The sequence below is a fragment of the Haloarcula halobia genome (assembly GCF_029338255.1).
Lineage (GTDB): Archaea > Halobacteriota > Halobacteria > Halobacteriales > Haloarculaceae > Haloarcula > Haloarcula halobia.
Genome location: NZ_CP119787.1, coordinates 1 through 20848, shown reverse-complemented (window position 1 = coordinate 20848; position 20848 = coordinate 1). Strand labels below are relative to the sequence as shown.

Below are 20848 nucleotides of genomic sequence, written 5' to 3'. Positions count from 1 at the left end.
TCGAGATACCCAAACTGTTGTCAATAAGACAATACCAGCGAATAGTTGTATGTGTAGTTCTCTAACTTTAGACGACTATCATTTGTGACCCGGGTTTCCAACTCCGGAACCGAATCAAATACTGTCTCCACTCGCCGCTTCTCGCTCTCGGTGTCAACAACGCGGACAATAAAGTAGTCCCCGGAGTGATTCTGCGCATCCCTATGCTCGAGACCGCTCAATTCGAATGTCCGACTCTCAGCAGCTGCCGACTTGACCTCCACTAAGGCTCGTGCATTAGCAGTGATTGACTCAACTAACAGTTCGTCCTCTTTGCGCCGCAGCGAAGCCCCAGTGACGAGGATATCACAATGAGGGTCGCTCTTATCTGGAACGAAAGCGATCTGGATCTCTTGAGTCTCACCATCGTGTTCCCCCCTAAGACAGAATCCGCTCTGGATTTCCTCACTTTCTGGGTTCGCGTCGAAGGCCTCCTCGAGTAGCTCCTTCAAATAGTCCATAACGAATTCTTCACCTTGACGGCCAACCGTATTCGCTCGCGTCCCACCCCCGCCTGAATTCCCCTGGTCCGTGGGCGTTGTTGGGCTGAGATCATCCTCATCGAAACTAGTACCCGTCGATTCCTCGGAACTAGATCCCTCCTTCTTCGTGTCGTCTCTCTCTTCTACTTCGGCGGTCACATCTCCCATCTCAACCGAATCCTGCGAACCACTTGAAGTGGTGATATTGGTCACTTGAATCGAAGTATCTTCGACCTCAGGACTCCGGTCGGAAGTATCGTCTATTAGGGTACCAGAATTAGCCCCTTGGCTGGTCTCTTCTTCAACATCTCCAGCCATTTCCTCTGTCTGCCGCATGACCTCCTCGTTCTTTTTCGCCTCTGAACTTTCAGTCGTATCAGCGGCAATTGGGATCCGTGAAATATCTTCACCCTCCAGATATGCATCGATTAGCTCTGGAGGCTTACCTACAGCCCCCTTTACAAATTCAACAAACGCGTTCTTGTCAGCGCCTGTCAGGTCAAGAGTTGCTGCAAGCGCATCGACGAGGTCGAGTCGAGCAGCCTCTGCATCCTTGATAAGGATATGTTCATTCTCCTCATCTATGTAGACCGTTACTTCATGCCCGTCTACTCGCTGTTGGCTTTTGAGACGGTATTCACAGGTGATGCGGGTTACCTGCTGAAGAGTGTAATCTGCGACAGAAACGAGACGTTCTGCCGCTTGCATCGCATCTCGATCCCTGAGGACACTGTTCCCGACCTCAAGACTTTGGGCGAAATCATCGTACAGGATTCGATTTTCTTCTTCATATGGCGGATCTGTGACAGTCTGCTCCATCGCCTCTTCCAATGCATCAGCATCAAGGATCGCCGTCAAGGAGTCAATTATCTCGTCACGATCGAACCGTTGGTCGTATGAAGGAAACGCAACAGCATTTGCTATTGAATCGGGGAGTCTCTCAGTTACTCCTTCCCGTCGAGCAACATACTCGATTTCGTCGTACGGAACAAGAGACTCATTCGCATTTGGGATCAAGCCTGTTTCCCTGGCTTTGTAGCAATATCCGTGGCATCCTGCTCGGGAGAGTCATCACGGACTACCCGACGAACAATTTCGCGCCACGCCTCCTCGATAGCCGACCAACGCTGCTCGTCGGCGTATTGGAAGAACTCAATATAGGTGTCCAGTGTCGGCTCTGGCGGGATATCAAGTACCTCTACCAGCAAATCGTGTAGACCCCGGTAGTAGGTGTTGATTGGGACGATATACTCTCCCAACCCCTCGCTCCATGCAACTCGCTCGGGCGTCCGGAATTCCGGATCCGCCTCAGGGATGTAAATAAATGGACAATCCTGAAGCTCATCGGATAACTGCGATTTTTCGTCCTCAGAAGCTGTTTCTACCTGATCGGCTAAAGAATGCAGATGCGATCGAATCTCAGAATCAACCGCATCAGAATCTCGTTCTGTGCGCTCGGCAACCGCCTGCTCAATGCCGATTTTATGTTCAGTGATCCCAACATCATCTCTTACGTTCAATAGATTGTAAAGTTCCGATGAGATGTCCGCAACGGACTCAGCGAGCAACGTTACGTCCGCTCGTTCTGTGACAGAATTATGCTCAAATAGATGACTCGGCTGATAGAGTTCTCCATCCTCTCCAGGAAGCCACTCGGTAGATCGTAGGAAGCGAGTGAACGTCGTCGGGCACTTGCTTGTCTCCGTCCTCGTCGCGTATCCATTATCACTGACCGAGAAGTAATACTCCCGATACGCAGCATCTTGGTAGACCTCTTCCCAATTCGCATCAAGCATCCTAGCGAATTCAGCCCCTAAGTCCGGGTTCTCCTTGACCACTTCCTGGAACCGTTTCTCGAACGAACTCGAAAAGGCCCAATCGACGAGTCCATGACGAGCATCCGTCGAACGCATCCAAGAACAGCCCCGTCCACCATACGGAACCGTATCTTTGTCTTTCCGGACATCAGTTCCTTCATCGTCGTGTTCGGTCAGGAATTCACGAATCTCGGCGGCCGACTGGAATGTCTCTTTCGTACACTGGTCGGCGTCTTTGGAAACCGGAATATAGTTCTGAACTCCAAGATCAACGAAGAACGTTCGCCAACTCTCCGTGTCCGTTTCTGTTTCCTCGGAGACTCGCTCAAGGTAGGATTCACTAACAGCCTTTTTGTCAGATAGAGTACTGAAGAGAAGAGTTGAGCGGTAGCGGCCTTCATTATACGCGGTTGGGAGATAGAGTGATTCAGGCTCTACATACGTGCCATCGTTCGCTCGTAGCCTGATCTCAGAAGCGTCAAGATGTCTTCGAGCATGGTCACGGACGTACTCGAGGTAATCATCTAACGTCTCATCGGGAAGCTCTCCGGGGCTCGAAAACGCTTCGTTGATGACGTCTCGAACGATATCTCGATGAGTGAGTTCCTCAATACCCAATCGATCCGCAAGCAGGTCCTGAACCCGTCCTGTCGTTGTGTCTGAGATGGTTTGAGAACGCAGCTCTGCAACCAAATCGCCACTCAACAGGTCTAACTCGTCATAGAACGCTTCGTAAACCGATTCATCCTGTCGGGCTGGCCGATATATAGTATCTCCTGCTTCGGTCAGCGTATGTCGCCCCTCCAACTCGGTCCGTCCTTGGAATGAAAATACTGGCAGCGATTCCAAAGCGGCTATTGTCCGCTCGATCTCCGCTTTTTCCTCCTCTCTATACGAATTAAGACCATCCAGATACCTCTCGACCGCGGCCAAGAACCAACGATGTCGGACACTTCGAGGCTCTGCAAGAGATCCATATCCGAAAGCTCCTCGAGCGTTTCCGCCATCGAGAGCGATTGAGTCCTGTCCAGCACCTCTAAGCGTTCGTAATATCGGTCTTCAAGATCCTCTTCCGGGTGGACCTCAGCGTCAGAATACGCTTGTGCAAACTCACCGAGCGGAAGAAGCGGGCGCAACTCTTCTGGAAGGATCACTACGTCTTCCGGTCGGTAGACATCTCCAGATGCAACAGGAACGATTTCCTGTCTTGAGACAGATTCTCTGGTTCGCTTTAGGAGCGGGTCGAGATAGGAAGGCCGGTCTTCTGCAAGGTCCGGGACCAGTTCCAGCAATGCCTCAGGGGCAATATCATCAGCCTTGAATTCAGAGATTGCCGTTTCAACGAGTCCCCCTGCTACTGAGAGGAACCGTTCGTTCAACGGATGTCCCGGACGAATCTCTTCTCGATTAGACTTCAATAGGAAATCAGCCTGAACATCGAACGGGAGAAGGGTATCATTGCTGGCAGGGAAATAACAGAAGAGCCGACTATCTTGGTGTGACACTGGGGCACCCTCATCGGAAACCGGAATGGCGACTGTGACCTCCAATTCTACGTTTCGTTCCTCAAGATCTGCGGCGTTGAACTCTCGTTCGTCTGCCAACATCTCAAAAACCTCAGAATCGGTCGTTAATGATTCCGAGAAGAGTCGATATCGGGCAACGGTACGAACGGAATTGTCCTCCGGGACTCGTTCTTGAATAGTGCGGGTATTACCTCCCGTCTCAATACGTTCGTAGATCCTGGTTTCCCCATCAACCTCAACACGAATGGATTCCAGATTATTCAGGAATGGCAGAAGTCGGTCTATCGATTCCAGTTTGCTTCTGAGCGTTTCCCAACGCGTCTCTGATAAGTCGTCAGCGAATGGAAGCCGTATCCGCGTACCATCTACGTACTCGCCTGAATCTGAAATCGGCAGCTCCGAATCCGACTTGTCGTATTTGAAGCTCGTGTATCCGGTTTCTATGCGTGGACTGTCGGTTACACTGAAAACGGTCTTGAAGCCGATACCGAAATGGCCGATGTAAGAAAGATCGTGCTTGGTGCTTCTTGTGAACTCCCCGAGCGCAGCGATTTCGGCTTCAGTCATTCGCTCACCGTGGTTGGTAACGACCAATGCATCATCTGTGAGCTGTAGAGTAGCCTCTGTACAGTCTCCACCCACGTCGTCTGCATTTTGTAGCAGTTCGGGGATGACCTGAGAGGCGTCGTCTAAACTCTCCAAAATCCTTTCCTGCATCCGTTGGAACTTCGCAACTTCCTCGTCGGGTGTCGCCGTACGCTGAGCCTGCCGATATCCGCGTATTTCCTCTATCAGTTGCTCCGCGTCGCGCTCAGAGGATGGAGGTACGTCAGAAAATTGGCTTCTATCAGCCTGTGAATCCATAGCCCGATTCAAGAATCGGCTATGATTAAATGTTAATGGGTCATCGTGTGGGATCCACGGCCTATGAAACACCGGACGGCGTGAATTGGATTAGCCAGAGGTGAGATCACTGGCTATCGATCTCTCACCCGACCAAACAATCAAAGATTTGCTACCCAAATACGTCCTCACTTGACCCAAACCGTGTAATGTACGGCGCACTCTCTTGGGCAAGTCCGAAAAGTTCCTCAGTACTATAGTCAGTCCAGTGCTCTTCGTCGTTGTGCGGAAGGTATCGATGATCGTCGTGATACCTTTCTCTCTGTGATTCGTTATGATAGCGGATTTTGAACCCGACGTCACATCGTTCGATACGTTCGTAGAGGTCCTCCCAGCCGAAAACATCTGAAGGTGCAATCGATTCTTTCCAGCGAGTGTCCGTATCCCACGGGTAACTGCAATAGCGTAATCGATTCGTTCGAATTCCGACTCCCGTCCTGACAATACTGTTTTGGGATATGGATAACGGAGGTGTACTCGGGTATTGCAAGCGCCTTCACGAAGGCTGTGCGGAGAAGAGTCGCCTCTAACTCGTCATGCTCTGTCACAAGCGGCAGCGCATAATAGGCAATGTCTTCCCCGTACTTTACGGCGTAGTTTTTGACAGTAGCGAGTTGGCGTGGCGGATTTTGATTGGAGTAACGTATAGAAAACCGCCGCGTCCCATCCTTCGAGAGTTTCGGCCGCTTGAACTGAAATACAACCCCCTTCAAATTCCGAATCTCCATGTCCCAACCAAGTTCCCGTTCTAAGCGTGTTGACGGAGTGAACACATCCAAAAAATCAAGTTCAGCTTTGTCGCGCATCTGCACATATGACTGCATCGTGAGCGTTGTCTCATACGGAATCCCGCCACTCATAGCTCATAATTCGGAGACAGCTGCATAAATCTGGGAGCAATAGGTTCCACACTCAAGGGACGAGCTCAGGCAGCCTGGTGTATTGGTCCTCACTGTTCGGTTCAGTCACCACGACCCTCTATTGACGCTATTCCCCTTCTGCGAGATAACCATCATTGTCTGAATCATCCTATATCCAGATATGCCGTACTGCACGAACTGTGGCAACGAAACTGAAGAGGCCCACTACTACTGCGGTCAGTGTGGAGAACCACTAACAGATGATTCAGAGGGCGATAGCGTACCGCCGAGGACGACAACCTACCGAACTGGATTCCTGAGTGGTCGGTCTATAGAGTTCCTAAGCGAGGTATTAGAAGATGGAATTGATGAGGATCACCCAGGCCATACTCATTTAGAGCGGGACATTGCAGCGGCTCTCGTTGATTTCGGGATGGTCGGGGCAGTGGAGGATTTGAATTTACTGGAGGTGTTTCCCAAAGTCAAGACGAGTTTCTGGACGAAACGGAATCTGAGCTAATGCTTCTCGGATTCTTCCGACTGATTCGTCTCTACGATCAAAGTATCGGAACAGAGTGGGAAGAGGAGTTGACCGACCGAATCACGACAGCGGTAGAAGAAGCCAAGAAGGAATTCGATGGAAGCTAGTTCTGAGAGGACATCTGCGTTTGGCGTCGTGGCCGTTCAATCGTCATCGGAAACTCAGACCGGTTCCAGGAGTGGCTCTGCATCACTCCGGAGACATCTTCCTCCGGGTTCTGAGCCTGCCCCACCGGCCGAGTAAGAAGCCAATTGATGATACTAATCACTTTCACTCCGATTGGACCAGCATTATGACCCTACTACTTGTTATTCCACTCAAGAGTCATGACTCGTATCCTCCACGTTAGCGACACGCACCTCGGGAAACGCCAATACGGCGATGACACCCGTCGAGAGGACTTCGCTGACGCTTTCGACGCAGCGATCGACCTCGCCATCGGTGAACAGGTAGATGCCGTCATCCACACGGGCGACTTATTCGATGACCCACAGCCAGGCGTCCCAGATGTGAACCGGTGTCTCGACACGCTCGCCAAACTGAACGACGCCGGCATCCCCTTCTACGGAATCGTCGGAAACCACGAACGCAAATTAGACGAGCAGTGGCTCGACCTCATCGACCGTTTTGACCTCGTTCACCATCTCGACGAGACACCAATCCTCGTGAACGACGACGTCGCCCTCTACGGTATCGACGCCATCCGGGCGCCATCCTGGAATACCTACGAGTTCAAGTTGGAGGAGCCACCGGCCTCAGCCGACGTGACTATCGTCTGTATGCATCACCTCTTCGAGGAACTTGTCCCGCCGCAACAGGCGAACTACGAACTCCAAGAGGTCATCGACCGACTGTATATCACTCCGACAGCGATCGCACTCGGCGACTATCACGGCTACACAGAGGAAACAGTAGACGGCGTCCAGGCGTTCTATCCCGGCTCGACCGAGCGCTGTTCCACAAAGGAATCAGCGCCACGGGGTGCCCTGATGCTCGAAGTCGAATCCGGTGACCTCGAGATCCGGCGACGTACACTCGATACTCCGGCGGGTGAAGCGCCACGTGACTTCCTCCAAGTCCCGGTGCAATTCGGCGAACAGGATGGCCTCGGACTCGTCGAGCAACGCCTTGACGAAGCGCTCAGCCCCGACGAGGTCCTCGACGAGCAGCTTGTCGTCGTCGAACTACACGGGGACGACACGACGGTTTCCCAGCGAGATGTCTACGAGCTGGTTGACTCTCGGGGCGCTGGCGTCGTCCACGTCCAAGACAAACGCCGCGCAAGCGTCGATCTCGACTTCGAAGGTGGGGAAACTGACGTCGCGGATATCCAATCACTCATCGACGAGACGATTAGCGAGTTAGACATCCAACCAACGAGTTCACGCATCGAGGAAGTCGTTCGGGCGACGGACGCAACCAAGGAATCCCACGTCCGGAATGATGTCGCAGAGATTCTCGAGGAAGAGCGCGAAGCACAGTTCGACGACATCGAGGACGGCCAGCAAACGGAGGGTGATGCGTAATGCTCCTGCGCGAACTCACCATCGAGAACATCCAGAGCTACACGCACGAAACGATCGACTTCGAGGACGGCGAGACGCTCATTTACGGGAAGAACGGCGCCGGGAAATCGACGATTTTCCGGAGCGTGTTCGGCGGACTCTTCCCCCAGAGCGGCAAGCACGAGATTGGGGCGGACTTCAATCTCGCTGACTTCGTCCGCCATAACGAAGATCAGGGCCGCATTGAGCTCACGTTCGAAGCCGGTGGGCAGGACTACACCGTCGAGTGGGTCATCGACGCCGATGGCAGCACGGATTCCTGTGAACTCCAGTCGGAAGCACTAACCGAACCAGTATCCGGTGTTCGGAAGGTCGAGAACACAATTAGCCAAGATCTTCTCGGGATGGATGCGTCGTCGTTCGTCAGCAGCGTCTACGTCCAGCAGGGTGACATTGCGCGTCTCGTTCACGCTGACGAAGACACCCGGAAGGAGATTCTTGACGGCCTCCTCGGTCTGAGTCGCGTCGATGACTTGATTGACCGCGCAGTCAAGGCGCGCAGGGAGGCGAAAAACAAGCGTGACGAGGCGAAGAACCGCCTTGCAGAGGCGCGTGACCAGCTCGATGACCTTCCTGATAAAGACACCCTCCAAGCGGAGATTGCTGAACTAAGCGAGCAAATCGACGAGAAGGCAGCCGAGATTGAGGGGTATGAAGACGACATTGAGGAGATCGATGAGCAGTTAGAGGACTGGCGCGAGCAACTCGAGACAGTTGACGACCTGAAGGACGACCGCGAAGAACTGGCAGACGAGCTGGAAGAGAAACGCGGCGAATACGAGTCCCTCGGCGAAGACTTGGAAGAAGCGAAGGAGAACAAAGAGACGGCCGAACAGCAACAGACGGAGGCACGTGAGCGAATCTCAGAACTCGACAATGCCATTGATACATACGACTTGTCTTCAGTTGAGGCGGCCGAAGCGGCGCTCGAAGACATCGAATCAGAGCTGAGCGACGAGCAGGAAGAAAAAGCAGGCATCGATGCCGACCTCCGAAACGCGAAGCAGGAGGTTGAGCGTCTGGAGGGTGAGAAAGACGAGCGCGAAGAAGACTTGGACGATGTCGAAGGCGAATTCGAGCAGCTCGAAGAGGATCTGGAAGCAGAGCGTGAGGAGAAAGAACGGCTGGAGTCAGAGATTGCAGAAGCCGAGGACGAAGCTGAAGCCGCAGTTGACGAGGTTCGAGCACGAACTGCTGACCTCCCCGTCCCAGAGGATGCTGCGTTGGAAACGCTTCGTGACGACGAAATCCCAGACGCACGTGACGATTTGGCCGACGAGCGCGAAGAACTCGGGAACAAGATTGGGCGCCTCCAGACTAAAGAAGAACAACTGAGCGACCTCGGCGACGATGGCATCTGCCCGGTTTGTGGCGCTGAACATGAGGGTGGACACACAGCCGACGGCCAGAGCGTCGAGCAGGCGCTCACTGACACGCAGTCGGACATCGAAGACCTACACGAGAAACGCGAACGACTGAGTGAGCAACGAGACGCGCTCTCAGACCTCCGAGAGGATGTCAACAACGCGCTGGCAAAGCAAGAAGCCGTTGAGGACCTGGAGGATGACTTAGAGGATATACAAGAGGAAATCGAGCGCTTGGAGGGTGAACTTGAAGACCAAGAGGCAGCAGTCGAGGAGGCAAAAGAAGAACTCGAAGCGGCCCGAGAAGAGCTAGCAGACGCTCAGGACAGCGTCGAAGAGCTCGAGGGAGATCTGGAAGAGGTCGAGAATCAGATCGAGGAGCTTCAGGGCATCAAAGAGCCCGTCGAGGAAGCCTGCGAGAAATACGAGAAGATCGAGGACCTCGCGGGAGACATCGACCAATATGAGCAAGATATCGAACACGCCCGCGAAATGCGGCGCAAGCTTCTCGAGGACATCGACGACCTCGAAGACGAGATCGAAGAGATAGACGACGAGCTGGCGGACATCGACGTTGAGGACTTGGAGTCGGACATCGAGGAGTACGAAGGATACCGAGAAGCCGCTGCCGAGGAGAAAGAAACCGCTGAAGAGGAACACGAAACGCTCGTCCAGGAACGCGCGGACAAGAATGCGGCGCTCAATACGGTCGAACAGCAGGAGGAGCGCGTCGAAACACTCACCGAGCAGAAAGAATGGGGCGATACCGTCGTCGAGGATATCAATGACATCATCGCGGGCTACGAGGACGTCAAAACCCAGCCTACGCAAGGAGAACGTCGAACTGCTGAACGCCTACACGAACGAAGTCTTCAACGACCTGTACCAGAACCAGAGCTACGCCGGCGTTCACATCGACCAAGATTACACAATCAGCCTCGTGACCAGCGATGGCGCCCACATGAAGCCCGAAGTCACGAGCGGGGGCGAGAGCACAGTCGTCAATCTCGCGCTACGCGCCGGCGTCTACCGCCTTGTGGCGAAACGCGATGGCTCCGGGGGCGACCGTCTCCCACCGTTCATCCTCGATGAACCGACAAGCTTCCTCGACGACGACCACGTAGACGAACTCCACTCCGTCATCCAAGCAATCTCCGAATGGAACGTCCCACAGATCCTCGTCGTGAGCCACAACGACCGGCTCATCCAGAACGCGGACGCTGCGCTCCACGCCCAAAAGGATCCCACCGAGGATGCGAGTACAGTCACGCCGAGTCACGGAAAGTCCGGAACAGAAGGCGTCGCCGGAGACGATGACTGATCCGAATACACTCGGTGCGCTCCGGGACGTCTTCAGCTCCATCGATGGTCGTGTTGACGACGCTGCCGACGAAGAGGAACGCCCCGCTGCTGATCTGTTCGAATACGTTGCCCGCCCCGGAGGCGACATTGAGGCACTTGAACAACCAGCCATCAACCACGAACTCGTTGACAACGTCCAAGATTGGGATGATCCGTGGCCGGTGACCTACGGCGTTGACGCGAGTACCACTCAGCCGCTCCAATTCAGCAACGGCCTCCTACTCGGGGCTGCCAACGCCAAACTCGGGATCGGTGGCCGGACTGACCGTGCTGACCTCGCCAAGGAAAGCACCCTGACGACCGTCGTCTACTTCGACAATGAGGAATTCGACATCGATGACCTCCGCGCGGAGTACGACAACGTTGACGCCGACGTATTCCGGTTCCCAACGATCTCGTCTCGCCAGCGTGACCTCGCCGACTGGGTGACCGGGATCGCACGAACGTACGCGGAGGGGTGGCACGCCCGCCGCCACCTAGACGACATCAACGGGCCACTGTTCATCGACGGCCCGCTGTACCCGAGTCGAGTGTTGCTCTGGACGATGTTCGCACAAACCCCGGACTCCCGAGAGACACCGCTCGACTTCTGGCCGGACATGATCGACGACATCGTCACGAACTACCTCCGCGTCGTCGAAGGCCGTGACCAAGCCGACCTCCCAGTCGCCGGGATCGTCAAATCCCCGACCAGCACCCAAGTCGTCTCCGCGATCGAGGCAAAAGCGCCAGACGAGGTAGACACGCCGTTACGCTGGGGGAACGATAACCTGTTCTTCAGCGCTCTGTACAATCCCGACGACTGGTACGGTGACGACGGCGCTGTCATCAGCTATACGACGTGGCTCGTCCAGCGCCAGATGTCACCCGCGCAGGCGGATAGCGCGTTCGTCCCCTTAGAAGGTCTCGACGGCATCGAATTCCGTCGCGGTGATGCCGCCGAATACCAGACGGCGTTCTTCTACGCTCGCATCCCGCTTCAAAACACCGTCGTCCGCGTCGAAGCCCCGCTCATGATGGTTCGAGACGAAACAGACCGTGAGCGACTCCAACAGAAAGTTCTCGCTGAAATCGCCGCGACTCGAAGCATTCCCTTTGCGATCGAAGCCGCAGACGAAGCTGCCACAATTAGCCGGGAGAACCGACAGCGGCTACGGCGGGAACTCCAACACGCGACATCGGTTCGCACCTACAATCAGCTCCGCGGCTATAACGACCTCAACAACCAGGAGTGATCCACAATGACTGATTCAACAGACGACATCGCAGCAAAGTACGGCGACCAAAACAGTATTGCGGCCGAACCTGAGGACGAAGCGATGGCAGACCCTGTTCTCGGCGACGACAGTCTTGGACACGTTGCGCTCAAAGACTCACAGTTGTTCGTCGGGCGGAGCGAAATGCAGATTATCGCCTATATCGACCAGCACGAACGCGACGGTCTCCGCGTCGGCAACTACGTCTGCATCCCCTACCCTGACGCGACAACCGAGCCGAACGAAGACGAAGTCCTCCTCGCCGCGATTGACCGCCTCGAATACCGACCGATCACCGAAATCAATGACTGGGTCGATGGCGGCGGCTACAGTGACTTCGGCGAACAAAACCTCGCCTACGTCTCCCATCTCGACCCGATCGCCATCGTCGAGCACGACCGCGTCGAAGATGCCCTCACCAGACAGACCGTCGATCGACCGCCGAAACCCGGAGAAGATGTCCATCTTATTGAGGACGAAGAAGTTCTCCGCGTCGGCCTCAATATCCCCAGTGACGGCATCTACATAGGCGACATGGCCGTTAGCGGTGACCTCGTCCCCAACGATGAGAACCCGCTCACGTACCTTCTATCGAACCCGAACTCAACAGACGGAACCGCTGACGAAGGCGAACCCGCAATCTTCCGCCACGTCCTCGTCGCGGGCAGCACTGGGAAGGGGAAAACGCATTTCTCGAAGAATATCCTCCGGCAGTGCGCCGTCTCGAAACAATACCCAATCGAAGTCCCGCCCGAGGAGCAGGAAGCGTTCGGCATTGACGATGACATCCGTCACCGCTATCTGAATCTGTTCGTCATCGATCCCGAGGACGAATACGTCGAAATGCGTGATGACAACCCGGAACTCTCTGGAAAAGGCCCGAGAACTTGAGGATAAGGGCGTCGCCGTTGGCGGTCTGGACGACGATCTCCAAGTCTTCGCACCAGTCACAGCGAATAGCCAGCCGACACTCGATGACACCCGCACTTTCGGTATCCCCTTCTCCGTTGTCGAAAACCGCCCTCAACTCCTGCTCTCGTCACGACCGAAAGACCCGACGTTCAACGCGATTCGGAACGTCCTCAACGCGTACTTCGGTCGATTCGACGACGACAGCGACGACGAGCCGACGTACAACGACTTCGAGACCTGGCTCGATCTGAACGGTGACCAGATCGTCGATAACGACAACATTCTCGCCGCGGTCGAACGCCGCGTCACTGGCCCCATCTACGACCGTGTCTTCGACCACGGAACCACCAGTCTCGACGAATACACGAACGATATGTTCAATCGCGGCCAGGTAACCGTCGTCCCGACCGGCCACCTTCGCGGTGAAACCGAGAAGTTAGTTCTCCTGGCCTTGATGACCCACATCGTCGAGAACAAGATCGACACCGGCGTCGAACATCCCCAAATCAAAGGAACGCCGCTGCTCCTCTGCGTCGACGAGGCCCACGAATACCTCTCCAGCACAGATCGTCCCCGCGAGCAATATCTCGTCCAGAACTTCCGCCAGGCAGCGAAACGCGGCCGGAAAGACAAATTCGGCCTCTACATGGTCACGCAGAATCCGCAGGACATCGACGATGAAATCCTCAAACAGACGAACACCCGAATCTATCTCGGTCTCCAACCTGAGGTAGTCGAGCGTATCCGCATCCCTGCTGACTACGAAGACCAGATTGTCACCTTCGACAAGGGCCAAGCAGTCGTGGACGCGCCAGACGTCCGCCCAGTCGAAGTTCAAGGGTTAGATGTCTGCGTGACTAACCACTCAAACTAATTCCACGGGATCTCCCACTATTCCCGGTAGCGTTGATGATACACCTTCCCGGGAGTCCGAAACTGGCGACCTTCGCAGCGCGTCATAGAAGTGCCTCCCAACCCCCATAGCGGTCATCTGTGAGTGTTCAGTACAGGTTACTCATTTATTTGAAGGTAAGCTGCAAAAATCCAGATTATGAGTGGCTCCTCAAGATTCAATTCGCTCTTGCTAATTATAGCTGTGATTCTTTTGGGTATCGGTCTTGGTATATATCTTTTACTGGGATTCGGGATAATCACTTTGACCCCATCCAAAGCGCCAATTTCTCTGATGGAAGGGCTAACAGCCTTCGATACGGCATTTGGTACATTACTAAGTGCTGGATTAGTTATCCTATACCTTCAACAAAAGAATATATTGGACGAACAACGGAAACTTCATCGGTATGAGCTACAGGGCGATATTCGAATAGAGGATGTTGATTATGATGGTGATTTCCTTGTTTTGACGCTCTCTAACTACACACGTTCTGAGTTAACTAATATCCGATTATGTACTGAAATTTTCCCTGACAAGCAGGATGACGATACAACATTTTCAGTGGGGAAAGAAAATATGGAAAGAGTCGATTCTGCTGCACCTGGCTACAATAGAACCAATGCACTCGGACGAGCAGAGGCGAGTTAAGTTCCAGGCAAAACCGAAAGTTCAGGTGAAGCAAGAGGGAGAGAACCCGATGTATCATGACATTATTTTCCTAATTTCGAGGCTCAGGCATAAGCACGATACCGGCGAGTTTGGATGTCGAATGTGGGTAGAAGCAAAAGACCAGATCGGAGATCAAACGAATGACAGGGTATTCAGATCAGATCAATTGGTAATACTTGATAGAGTAGGCAAAGATCCAGATTTGCGAGAATTGTTCAAATCTAGTTCCTTTGCGAATATTCCCGAAGAAGAGAGTCAATTCGAACCGGATGAGAAATAAATATAGCCGCTGAATGGATAATTAATATTATATATAGCGTATTAATTGCTCGTTCACCGGCTCCGCCCTTCGAATCTGGGGTACTCTTCTTCGACCCTTAGGATCAAAGCGCATACAACACGATACGCGACAGAAAATTTTCAAGTAATAGGACAAACATAACTGGAACGTTCACACTGATGGCGATCCTCGATGACTTCTCCGGGTTCGAATTCGAGGACCTCATGGAAGATGTGTTCCGGAACCTCGGCTACGAGAACGTTCATCAAGCCGCCAAGACAGCCGACGAGGGACGCGACCTCGTCATGGAAGAAGTCGTGGACGGAACCCGTCGCGCTGTCGTCGTTGAATGCAAACACACCGATGCAGTCGGTCGTCCTGTCGTCCAGAAACTCCACTCTGCCATCGCTACCTACGACTACGACGGGCCGAAACGAGGGATGGTCGTGACCACCGGGCGGTTCACGAACCCTGCTCAAGAGTACGCAACAGAACTTGAGCAAAACGACGACCCCTTCCCCATCGAACTCATCGACGGGACCGACCTCCGCGACATCGCTGATGATGTTGGACTCGATCTCTACAACGGCCGCATCGAAATCCTGTGTGACGAAACACTCCGCCCGTTCGACCCGACGAACGACCTTGCCGCTCCCGTCCGCGAAGCATTCCAAGACATCGAAAATATCGACGCAGACGACATCCCCACGCCGACTGCTCGAGTTCGACTTCGAACCTGTACTCTCGATAACCGCACAGACGAACGCCGTCTTCGAGACCTCTGTTGGCGTCATCCACCGAATCAACGAGACGAATACATTCGTCGTTCGGGCCGAGCGTCAGCAGCCAGAAATCCTGGATACTGACATCGGAGAGTTAGTGACCAGCAATCTTCGCCAAACGATCGATCTCGACGAAGAACGATTCAGTGACCTCTTTGACGACATCGAGGTTCGCCGCTTCGGACAGACTGAAACCGAGTATAAGGAGTGGGCCATCGAACGCCTCCAAGACTATCACACAACGACGGTCACCTATACCGGCGACAACAACGTCACATACGACAAGACCTGCGAACCCAACCAGTCCGATATCTCAGTGCAATCCATCGAGCCAGTGTATCTCCCGAATATCAGACAGTCCGTCCAGCTCCAGCAGTACTCCTACCCTTACGAATACTACGCTGCGGGCCCGTCACGGGTTACCGACGACGACGGCATTCATCGGTGTGTCCACTGCGACGATGACTCAGCATCCACTTATACGTATTGCGCGAACTGCGGGAGTATCAACTGCCCCTCTCACATTAAGACCGAACGGCTGGAACAAACCCCAGTCTGTACTGGGTGCGCCGTCACAGAACGCTTCGCCCTGAAAACGAAGTACTTCTACGATGACGACAACCTGGAAACGTTCCGTGACGAGTACGCCGCAATGCCGGTCCACCAGAAAGCGATGGAGAACAAGTCGCTCACCGCCAGTGCGGCTCTACTACTGATCGTTTCCATCGTCGGTATCCTTGTTTCGACAGGCGTCATCTGAGTCCAGAACGGGTCACCGCTATTCACCCATCTGTAGCGTCACGCTGAGTGGGACGATGACACTCGCAGTGACCCTTCGGCGCTGCGATCACACCGAGGCCGCGACCCGTCGGAACACGGGGCGCGCGTGCTCTCCTTGCCAGTCTCATTACGCTGGCTGTCGGCTGGTGCCGGTATTCTGGTGCATATCGCTGTGGACGGGCGGCTCGCGGACCGACGACACCGATGCCGCGCTCCCGGAGCTGTTCTATCGTATACCGCGGGATCGTGCCGTCGATGTCGATGAGGATGTCCTCAACCCGCCCACCATTGGGCGGGGCCGGATGTCGCTTCGCTGTGTACCATGCTTCCCGACCGGCGCGATCGACCGTGTGCACGATGACGACGCCGGCATGATCGATGTTTCAATCATTGTCCGGTGGTGAGAGTGCGTGTAGCTGGATTTCGAGGCGAGGTACGGCCGAGCTGGCCATCGGTGTTCCTCGAGGTTCTCGACGTTCAGCGATCATTGGTTTTCTATCTTTTACCACTCGGCGCCGGCGAGGGCTTTCTCTTGCCACCTGCGTTGCAGTCGCCCGATTTCCATCTCGCCGGCGAGGTCGAACAGGGGTTCGATGTCTCGTCGCGTGTACTCCCGGAGGACTTCCTCGAGCTTCGTCAACCGGGACGTCGGGGGACAGTCCGGCTCGGCCACAGAGATAGTCAGCACCGAGTTGTGGGATCCGCGAGTTTGTGACTTTCTCGTCGTCCCAGTACACCGGGTCTGGCACGTCGAGTCCGTACTCGTCGAGTGCCTCTTCGAGCGAGGCCCACGAATCGTGACGACGCCGGTACTCAAGGAAGAGGTCACGATGTGACGGCAGCGATAAGGACTTAGCGACTGTCGCAGGCAACTGCTCAGCGTTGGTTTTCTCCGCCAGGATTTCAGCGCGACCGAGGAGGTGTCGGAAGTCGAAGCTCGTCCCGTTATACGTGACGATGGTGTCGATGTCGTACTGCTGAATCCAGTCGCAGATGCGCTTGAGGAGGCGGACTTCCGAGTGCTCGTCGATGTCTTCGCGGAAGAGCACCTCGATCTCGCGGCCGTCTGTTTCGCGTGATCGGACACCGAGACCGACCCCAGGAACCTAAACTCCCGGCTGTTGAGGAAGTCGGGATCGGTATCATTTGCATCGGGGTCGGCTGGTACCGTTTCAATGTCTATTGCTAGCATCCCTATCGTATCAAATTGTAGTTTTGACAGCGGTATAAACGCTGGCCATTTGCCGTTTCACGGTATCTATGGAAATCGAGGGATAGCACCGGAATCAAACAGAATTCGCCCGAGGAAGTGAGCGAAGAAAAGCTACGTATCGGGCTCACCCGCCCCTCCGAACTCGGAGGTGCAATTCCCCGTTATTTCCGGCGGTTTCCATCTTCTCAAACACGGATAGAGCCCCAAATACGGTCGAATACCGGGGTCTAACCCTTTTCTCAACGCCTTGTCTACACAGCGATGCAGTCCTCCGCAGGCAGCCGGCAACGAGACCATCAACTAACCACCTCCAATCATGCCCTCTGGCAACCCCTACGACGACCACGATTTCCGTCTCATCCACCCAGCGGATAAGGCGACGTACAGCTTGATCGTCGATTACGATCCAACACCGGTCGAACCGGATCCCCGAGTCTACCCCCTTTGGTACGACAAAGGAAACGTCGGGGGCAACGACCTCGATCAGCTGACCCCGATGTACAGCATGATGGGCGACACCGCGACCGCAGTCTGGATCAGCCCTGGCCACTACAAGGGGATTTTCAAACGCCGGCCGAGTGATGGGCCGAACACAGATCTCGATCCGCGGGAACTTCCCGCACACAAACGCCCAGGTGTCACGCTGAGCGGTGATCTCAAGGAAGGCGCTGAACGGATGGTCCGTCTGTGGAACGGCGAGTTCGTGAACGGGACACACCTAATCCTCGACAAAATCCCACGACCAACCGAATTCCTCGGATCGATCCCCACCAGCGCTCTTGACCCGCTCCACGCCTCGCTCACGGAACACGACCGGCAACTCCAGAATGCCTTTGGCGACTACCCCTGGTTCGATATCTCAGAACTGACCGATGCCCACCTCCAGACAAAACGTATCCTTCGCCGCCAAGTCTCCTGGGCACCGACGCTGAAGGGCAAGAAAATGCTGCATCTCCACTCTGACCTCCCCGCAATGACCGGTGATTCGCTAGAACTCCTCCCGCACCGCGTCGGCGTCGGCACCACGGCGCTACATCTCGCTCTCACGAAGGACGCAGACATCAACACCTACGTCTCATTTCCCGGCGGGTACAATGTTGACCTCGGTGCCCACCTCCCGGGTGCTCGCGCGATTATTGCCGAGGTCATGACTGGGCATCATAACATGGACCTCCATCTCAGCACGTTCCAGAAACTCTGGACGCTCAGCCAGAAATACCGCTTCGAACCCTGGATCGTGTTCGACTCCCGCGCCACCCTCCGCTGGATCATCAATTCAGAGACTTTGATTGAATATATCTCTGGATATGAGGACATCTCTCCTTCTGATCCTGAATTGGAGAGAGCCATCAACGATCGGGTGAGCGTGTCATAGAATCCATCTCATGGCTTCTCACAGCCCGGTTCGTTTCCTCGGTCGTAGTTGGTGATTGCAACGACGAGCCGGAGACACAGTGCAAGGAACACTTCTGTTCGTGCGTGGACGCGGCCTCGGGCGCGGACGTGCCCGAGGCCGCAGTCCTTGACTGCGTCGTTGGTCCGTTCGACTCCTGTCCGGTGGTTGTACGTCTCGTCCAAGAGGGATTGTTTCAGCCTGTACGTCCTGGCTGTGTTCCTCGATGCGGTCTTCGACCCTGTACTCGATGTCTTTCGGGTCGTCGGTGTTTCGCGGATTGTATGGGGTGATTGGCACGACCCCTGCGGCCAGCAGGTGGTCGTGCCAGTCGAGGACGTCGTAGGCGCTGTCTCCGAGCATCCAAATTGGTGTATCGACGGCGAGCGCGTTACGCGTGACGCGCATCGCCGTCTCCTGGTCTGCTTGCTTGGTCTGTGTGAACTCCGCTGCAATCGGTATCTTTGGACCGGTTGAGACAATCGTACAGCCGAAGCCGTAGTAGTAATCTTCGGCCGTTGGATCGTAGTTCCATGACGCCGCGTCGTTGTACTGAATCGCCTCAATGTGCGTTGAGTCGATAGAGTACGTCGAGTCGAGCAGGCCCCGACAGGCGGCCTGCTCGACGAGCCTGTCGAAGACATCGTCGATGACGTGTTCGAGGTCGGTGAGAAAGCGGTCAACCGTGTCTCTGGATGGAGGTTTGTCGAGTCCGCAGTAGTACCAGACGAGGCCGTGTTGGAGTTCTCGTGCAACCGGACGCGTTCCGTAGATGTCCTTGTAATAGCAGTGCAGAAAGCCGCAAAAGAGGTCTGGTGGCTGATGCACTCGTGTTCGCCCCTCAAAGCGGGGGCGAACACGTCGTAATTCAGCAGAAACTCGAACTCAAGGTGCTCGAACAGCGGGACTGTCTCGGTAGCCGCGACATTCAAGAAGTCGTCTACCGAAGCTACGTCTTGCAGGGTGCTGGCGCTCGTAGACACAGTTCCAACACCCTGCTTCCTTCTCTGAGAACGTTTCTATGACACGCTCATCGGGTTGAAAAAGGAATTACTGAACACTATGTTGAAGAACTATATCAGATCCACCTCGCTAACCGACTGATGCCCTTTCTTACATTAACGCAGGTTGTCATCGAAGATCATACTGTGGAAATCATCGAACGAGAGTTAGTCGATGAGTTCTATCAGGACTCAAATAATACTGTTGAGTTTCTTGAAAACCTTAGCCAACCAGACAAAGAGCAGATGCTACAGCGGTTTGGGGTCTTATCCGGTGACTTGGTAGGGCAAATGGCACATGTGAGACAGGTTAGAAATGACCTTGTTCATGACCTCCGTTCCGACGAATACTTCCGAATCGTCAGGGATAGCGCGGACATCTTAGAATCATGTTCTCGCTTGCTGAGCGAATTTGAATCAGAGACTCCCCATAATAGGGGTTTTTCTTGGTCATGACTCTCCTGTGAGCAGTCGCTAACACCGATTTCCGACTGAGGTTGCGAGTCTTTTTGAGAGGATGGTCATCGAGAGACCGCTGTGTTACTCCCTGGCAGCGCTGTTGCTGTGGCGCGCACGGTTGCTCGGGCGCGAGGAGTGTGGTGGCTGTTCGGACGCGTAGTGGTCGCGGCTCTAGAATCGCTGGACGGCGTAGCCTGTGGCCGTGAGTGCGTGTGAACCTCGGAGCGCAATGCGGCGAAGCGAACCCTGAACCCGTCGCTATCTGGCGATTTTCCTCGACTCCTGAAAGGCCGTAAGGTTTAGTGGGCCGGCGCGAATTCGAATCGCGGTTACGGCCACCCGAAGGCCGAAGGATACCAGGCTACCCCACCGGCCCGTGCGATAGCAACTGCACCGACGAGTGCTGCGGTTTTAATCGTTGCGAAACGCGTAGGCCTTTCCCGGGAGCGGACGAGCACTGGTACGGACGTTCACGACGAGTACCTTCCGACCGAGACGTTCGCGACCTGTCTCGAATACACGGCCCAGCCATGCGTCGACCTCGTCGTCGAGTACGACGACGCCGTCCTGCTGACCAGACGGCAGAACGAACCGGCGAAAGGCGAGTGGTTCTGGCCGGGAAGCCGTCTCTACAAGGGCGAGCGACTCGACGACGCAGCGCATCGAACCGCACGCGACGAACTGGGCACGGAGACGGTGTCTGTCGAGCGACTCGGCATCAGTGAGCACTTCTGGGACACCACCTCGGT

At 54.8% G+C, this 20848-nt stretch carries 16 protein-coding genes, 1 tRNA gene and 2 pseudogenes; 12 read left to right on the top strand and 7 right to left on the bottom strand.

What is annotated here, in order from left to right:
• Positions 1–20: 20 nt before the first annotated feature.
• The 4 genes from P1K88_RS00095 to P1K88_RS00080 form a co-directional block, all read right to left on the bottom strand.
• Complete coding sequence (locus P1K88_RS00095; RefSeq protein WP_276411619.1) at positions 21–1538, bottom strand: protein NO VEIN domain-containing protein; 1518 nt, start codon at positions 1536–1538, stop codon at positions 21–23.
• The gene (locus P1K88_RS00090) at positions 1535–3271 is read right to left on the bottom strand and encodes a hypothetical protein (RefSeq protein WP_276411618.1); all 1737 of its coding nucleotides are present in this window, start codon (positions 3269–3271) and stop codon (positions 1535–1537) included. Before P1K88_RS00090 ends, P1K88_RS00095 begins: the two co-directional genes overlap by 4 nt.
• Entirely contained in the window at positions 3193–4728 is a 1536-nt protein-coding gene (locus P1K88_RS00085; protein WP_276411616.1) for an ATP-binding protein, read from the bottom strand. The genes P1K88_RS00090 and P1K88_RS00085 overlap by 79 nt, the downstream gene beginning before the upstream one ends.
• Positions 4729–5066: 338 nt before the next feature.
• Positions 5067–5627: a hypothetical protein gene (locus tag P1K88_RS00080; RefSeq protein WP_276411615.1), complete on the bottom strand. Its 561-nt coding sequence runs from the start codon at positions 5625–5627 to the stop codon at positions 5067–5069.
• Positions 5628–5808: 181 nt separating this feature from the next.
• On the opposite strand from P1K88_RS00080, the gene P1K88_RS00075 reads away from it, so the two are divergent.
• The 10 genes and pseudogenes from P1K88_RS00075 (at position 5809) to P1K88_RS00030 (ending at position 16013) form a co-directional block, all read left to right on the top strand.
• Positions 5809–6147 (top strand): hypothetical protein, encoded by a 339-nt coding sequence (locus P1K88_RS00075; protein WP_276411613.1) that lies wholly within the window; start codon positions 5809–5811, stop codon positions 6145–6147.
• 347 nt (positions 6148–6494) lie between these two features.
• Positions 6495–7694 carry a DNA repair exonuclease gene (locus P1K88_RS00070; RefSeq protein WP_276411519.1) on the top strand — a complete coding sequence of 400 codons (1200 nt, stop codon included), beginning with the start codon at positions 6495–6497 and terminating at the stop codon, positions 7692–7694.
• Positions 7694–10189 carry an AAA family ATPase gene (locus P1K88_RS00065; RefSeq protein ID WP_276411612.1) on the top strand — a complete coding sequence of 832 codons (2496 nt, stop codon included), beginning with the start codon at positions 7694–7696 and terminating at the stop codon, positions 10187–10189. The genes P1K88_RS00070 and P1K88_RS00065 overlap by 1 nt, the downstream gene beginning before the upstream one ends.
• Positions 10134–10418 (top strand): hypothetical protein, encoded by a 285-nt coding sequence (locus P1K88_RS00060; RefSeq protein ID WP_276411610.1) that lies wholly within the window; start codon positions 10134–10136, stop codon positions 10416–10418. The genes P1K88_RS00065 and P1K88_RS00060 overlap by 56 nt, the downstream gene beginning before the upstream one ends.
• Positions 10411–11694, top strand: coding sequence for a DNA double-strand break repair nuclease NurA (locus P1K88_RS00055; protein ID WP_276411609.1), 1284 nt, complete (start codon positions 10411–10413; stop codon positions 11692–11694). The genes P1K88_RS00060 and P1K88_RS00055 overlap by 8 nt, the downstream gene beginning before the upstream one ends.
• Before the next feature lie 6 nt (positions 11695–11700).
• Positions 11701–12606 (top strand): ATP-binding protein, encoded by a 906-nt coding sequence (locus P1K88_RS00050; RefSeq protein ID WP_276411608.1) that lies wholly within the window; start codon positions 11701–11703, stop codon positions 12604–12606.
• Positions 12566–13501: an ATP-binding protein gene (locus tag P1K88_RS00045; protein WP_276411606.1), complete on the top strand. Its 936-nt coding sequence runs from the start codon at positions 12566–12568 to the stop codon at positions 13499–13501. Before P1K88_RS00050 ends, P1K88_RS00045 begins: the two co-directional genes overlap by 41 nt.
• Before the next feature lie 177 nt (positions 13502–13678).
• Positions 13679–14170 carry a hypothetical protein gene (locus P1K88_RS00040; RefSeq protein ID WP_276411605.1) on the top strand — a complete coding sequence of 164 codons (492 nt, stop codon included), beginning with the start codon at positions 13679–13681 and terminating at the stop codon, positions 14168–14170.
• On the top strand, positions 14142–14471 hold the full coding sequence (locus tag P1K88_RS00035; RefSeq protein WP_276411603.1) for a hypothetical protein: 330 nt from the start codon (positions 14142–14144) through the stop codon (positions 14469–14471). The genes P1K88_RS00040 and P1K88_RS00035 overlap by 29 nt, the downstream gene beginning before the upstream one ends.
• Before the next feature lie 179 nt (positions 14472–14650).
• A pseudogene (locus P1K88_RS00030) lies at positions 14651–16013 on the top strand (restriction endonuclease).
• Between the two features lie 403 nt (positions 16014–16416).
• Here P1K88_RS00030 and P1K88_RS18350 read toward each other — a convergent pair.
• Entirely contained in the window at positions 16417–17001 is a 585-nt protein-coding gene (locus tag P1K88_RS18350) for a hypothetical protein (protein ID WP_419181082.1), read from the bottom strand.
• Between P1K88_RS18350 and P1K88_RS00020 the strand changes: the two genes are divergently transcribed.
• The gene (locus P1K88_RS00020; RefSeq protein WP_276411599.1) at positions 16954–17112 is read left to right on the top strand and encodes a hypothetical protein; all 159 of its coding nucleotides are present in this window, start codon (positions 16954–16956) and stop codon (positions 17110–17112) included. The genes P1K88_RS18350 and P1K88_RS00020 overlap by 48 nt on opposite strands.
• A 450-nt stretch (positions 17113–17562) precedes the next feature.
• Positions 17563–18621, top strand: coding sequence for a hypothetical protein (locus P1K88_RS00015; RefSeq protein ID WP_276411597.1), 1059 nt, complete (start codon positions 17563–17565; stop codon positions 18619–18621).
• Positions 18622–18629: 8 nt separating this feature from the next.
• Here P1K88_RS00015 and P1K88_RS00010 read toward each other — a convergent pair.
• A pseudogene (locus P1K88_RS00010) lies at positions 18630–19467 on the bottom strand (transposase).
• Between the two features lie 935 nt (positions 19468–20402).
• A tRNA-Pro gene (locus P1K88_RS00005) sits at positions 20403–20475 on the bottom strand.
• Positions 20476–20848 lie beyond the last annotated feature (373 nt).